Annotated in this window: 1 protein-coding gene and 1 pseudogene; both read right to left on the bottom strand. The window is 68.9% G+C overall.

Features of this window, described 5'->3' with window-relative positions:
* The coding region (locus LRG07_RS13615; RefSeq protein ID WP_238642733.1) for a metalloregulator ArsR/SmtB family transcription factor at positions 1–615 on the bottom strand (615 nt) is incomplete at its 3' end.
* 51 nt (positions 616–666) lie between these two features.
* Positions 667–1,268 (bottom strand): annotated as a pseudogene (locus LRG07_RS13610) (dihydrolipoyl dehydrogenase); the annotation flags it as partial.

Genomic DNA, 1,268 nt, shown 5'->3' with positions numbered 1-1,268 from the left:
CTGCTCCAAGCGGTACGCCTGCCGGCCCTGCGCCCGCAGCCGCCGGACGGCCTCGACGGACAGGGCGCAGTAGGGGCCGCGGCAATAGGCGACGATCTCCTGCTCGGCGGGCAGCTCATCGAGGCGTGCCTCAAGCTCCTCGGCCGGGATGTTGATCGCGCCCGGCAGATGCCCCGCTGCGAACTCCTCCGGCGGCCGGACGTCGATGAGGGTGACCATGCCGGCGCGCAGGCGCTCGAGCAGCTCGGTCGAGTCGATGGCGTCGAGGGCGTCGCTGTCGTGGAAGTACTGCTCGGTCATCCGCTGCACCTCAGTGAGGTTGCGCTCCGCTACCTCGCGCAGCATGCCGAGTAGGGCCGTGACCTGCTCATCGGCGAGCGTGTAGTAGACACGTGTTCCCTCCTTGCGCGCCGAGATCAGCCCCATGCGCCGCAGCTGCTGGAGGTGCTGGGAGACGCTGGCCAGTGGGATGCCGGTCAGGCGGGCGAGCTCATCCACGTTGCGCTCGCGCTGGGCCAGCAGCTCCAGGAGCTCCAGGCGGTAGGCATGCCCTAGGGCCTTGCCGATCCCGGCGAGTTGCTCCAGCAGGCGGCGTTGATTGACGAGCTCAGCCATGGCGATCGCTCCAGCTTTTGCGGGTCATGGACGCGGGGGCCGCTGCGCGGCTCAGGCCTTCATCTTTCGCTGCAGGTCTTGGAGGGCGTTGCGGATGCTTGTCTCCAGGACCGGATGGTAGTAAGGCAGGTCGAGCATGCGCTCGACGGTCATGCCGCTATCGACGGCCCAGGCCAGGAGATGGCCCAGGTGCTCGGCACGTGGACCCAGCACCTCGGCGCCCAAAAAGGCGCCGTCGGAGGGTCGGCCGTAGAGGCGCATGACCCCGTGGTTCTCGCGCATGACCATGGCGCGGGGTTGGGTGGCAAAGTCGAATTCTCCAATAGCGTGGTCGTGCCCGGATAAATCGGTGTAGCGCGCACCGACCAGGGCCATCTGGGGCTCGGTGAAGACGATGCTCATCGGCGGATGGCGGCGCCCGCGCTCGACGCTCGGGTAGCGGCCCGCGTTGGTGCCGGCGATCTCGCCCTCGTCGAAGGCGTCGGGCATGACCGGGTGCTCGTTGTTGGCGTCGCCGGCGATGAAGATCGGCTGATCGCCGCACTGCATGGTGGAGCGGTCGAAGAGCGGCACGCCGTCGTCGTCCAGGCTCAGGCCGGTGGCCTCCAGACCGAGGCCGTCGACGTTGGGGCGGCGGCCGGTGGCGGCGAGCA

Source organism: Halorhodospira sp. 9622, from assembly GCF_022228025.1.
Lineage (GTDB): Bacteria > Pseudomonadota > Gammaproteobacteria > Nitrococcales > Halorhodospiraceae > Halorhodospira > Halorhodospira halophila_A.
The sequence above is the reverse complement of the archived record's forward strand: the minus strand, read 5'-3'. Positions and strand labels throughout refer to the sequence as shown.